This is a genomic window from Longimicrobiaceae bacterium, from assembly GCA_035936415.1.
Taxonomy (GTDB): domain Bacteria; phylum Gemmatimonadota; class Gemmatimonadetes; order Longimicrobiales; family Longimicrobiaceae; genus JAFAYN01.
The window spans coordinates 1-2014 of sequence record DASYWD010000322.1; the positions used below are offsets into that span (position 1 = coordinate 1).

The 2014-nt window shown below is 75.8% G+C and carries 2 protein-coding genes; both read left to right on the forward strand.

Features of this window, described 5'->3' with window-relative positions; translation table 11 throughout:
* A partial coding sequence (locus tag VGR37_13195) for a phosphopantetheine-binding protein (GenBank protein ID HEV2148354.1) occupies positions 1–364 on the forward strand: 364 nt, incomplete at its 5' end.
* 86 nt (positions 365–450) lie between these two features.
* Positions 451–2014 (forward strand): condensation domain-containing protein (locus VGR37_13200; protein HEV2148355.1); only part of this gene is annotated, 1564 nt, incomplete at its 3' end.

The following is a 2014-nucleotide window of genomic DNA, read 5'->3' on the forward strand; positions in this document are numbered from 1 at the left end:
GCTGCCGGAGCCGGCGGCGAGCGCGACGGGGGAGTCGGAGGGCCCGCGCACGCCGGTGGAGGAGGTGCTGGCGGGGATCTGGGCGGAGGTGCTGGGGGTCGAGCGCGTGGGGGTGCACGAGAGCTTCTTCGAGCTGGGCGGCCACTCCCTCCTCGCCACCCGCGTCCAGTCGCGCGTCTGCGAGGCGTTCCAGGTGGACGTCCCGCTCCACACCCTCTTCCGCGCCCCCACCATCGCCGACTTCGCGGTGGCGGTGGCGCAGCTCCAGGTCCAGCAGATGATGGGCGACGAGCTCGCCGACCTCCTGGGCGAGCTGGAGTCGCTGTCCGAGGACGACGCCCGGGTGCTCCTGGAGAGCCGCTGAACCGCCCCCCGGAGCGACACACGATGCCCCGCACCCACACCACCCGCCCGCGACCGTCGTCGGGCAGCGCAGACCTACCGGGCGACATGACCAACAGAACGCTTGCCCCGCCTCCGGCCGGCCCGGAGCTCCAGAACGCCGCCGTCCCGCAGGGCGCGGAGAGCGCGCACCCGCTCTCGGCCACGCAGGAGGGGATGCTCTTCGACACCCTCGCCGGCCGCCGGAGCGGGGTGTACGTGCAGCAGCTCGTCGCCACGCTCCCCGAGGCCCTCGACCTGCCCGCCTTCCGCGAGGCGTGGGACCGGGTGGCCGAGCGCCACCCCGCGCTGCGGAGCTGCTTCCGGTGGGAGGAGGTCGCCCGGCCGCTCCAGGAGGTCCGGGGGCGCGTGTACCTCCCCTGGACGGTGGAGGACTGGCGGAGCGCCGCCCCCGCGGAGCAGGAGCGCCTGCTGCAGGAGTACCTGGAGGAGGACGCCCGGAGGGCGTTCCGCCTCGACGAGGCGCCGCTCATGCGCTTCGCGCTCTTCCGGTTCGGCGAGGAGGGCTACCGTCTGGTCTGGAGCTCCCACCACGCCCTCTTCGACGGCCGCTCGCGGCTGGTGCTCCTCCGGGAGGCCTTCGCGGTCTACGGCGCACTGCGGGAGGGGCGCGAGCCCCCCTCCCGCCGCCACTCCCCGGCCGGGGTGCTGGCCGACGCGGGCGACGACGCGGCTCCCCGGGGGGCGGAGGCGTTCTGGCAGCAGCTCCTCGCGGGCGTCCAGGCACCCACGCCCCTCCCGGGCGCGCGGAGCGGGGAGGAGACGGACGGGGACGGGCACCTCGCGCACACCGTTCGGCTCTCCCCCGGGCTGACCGGAGAGCTGCGCGCGCTCGCCGAGCGGCTGGAGGTGACCCCCAACACCCTGCTCATGGGGGCCTGGGCGGTCCTCCTCGGCCGCTACGCCGACGAGGAGGACGTGGTCTTCGGGGCGACCCGGTCGTGCCGGCGCTCCGTGCTCCCGGAGAGCGAGGCGCGCTCGGCGGTGGGGGTGTTCATCAACACCCTCCCGGTGCGCGCCCGGATCGCTCCCGGAGCGACCGTGGCCGGCTTCCTGGGCGCGCTGCGCGCCCAGTGGGTGGCCGGGCGGGAGTTCGAGCGGACTCCGCTGGTGCGGGCCAGGGCGTGGAGCGCGGTGGCGCCGGGAACGCCCCTCTTCGAGACGCTGGTGGTCTACGAGGAGCGGTCGCTGCAGGACGCCCTGCGCGCCGGGGGCGGGGAGTGGACGGGCCGCTCCTTCGAGCTCCGGCAGCGGCTGGCCTACCCGCTGGTCCTCCTCGGCTACGGGGGCGACTCGCTGACCCTGCGGCTGGAGTGCGACCCCCGGCGCTTCGAGAGGGAGTCCGTGGAGCGGCTGGGAGAGCAGCTGGTGCGGGTGCTGGAAGCGTTCGCCTCCGCGCCGGAGCAGCCGGTGGAGGCCGTGGCCCTGCTCGCCCCGGAGGAGCGGCGCCACCTCCTGGAGAACGTGGCCGAGGACGGGCCCGCCCCGGAGCTCTCGCACGCGCTGCTGCACCGCTTCTTCGAGGCCCAGGCGCGCCGCACCCCCGCGGCCACGGCCCTGGTCTGCGGAGGGCGCACGCTGAGCTACTCCGAGCTGGACGTTCTGGCCGAGC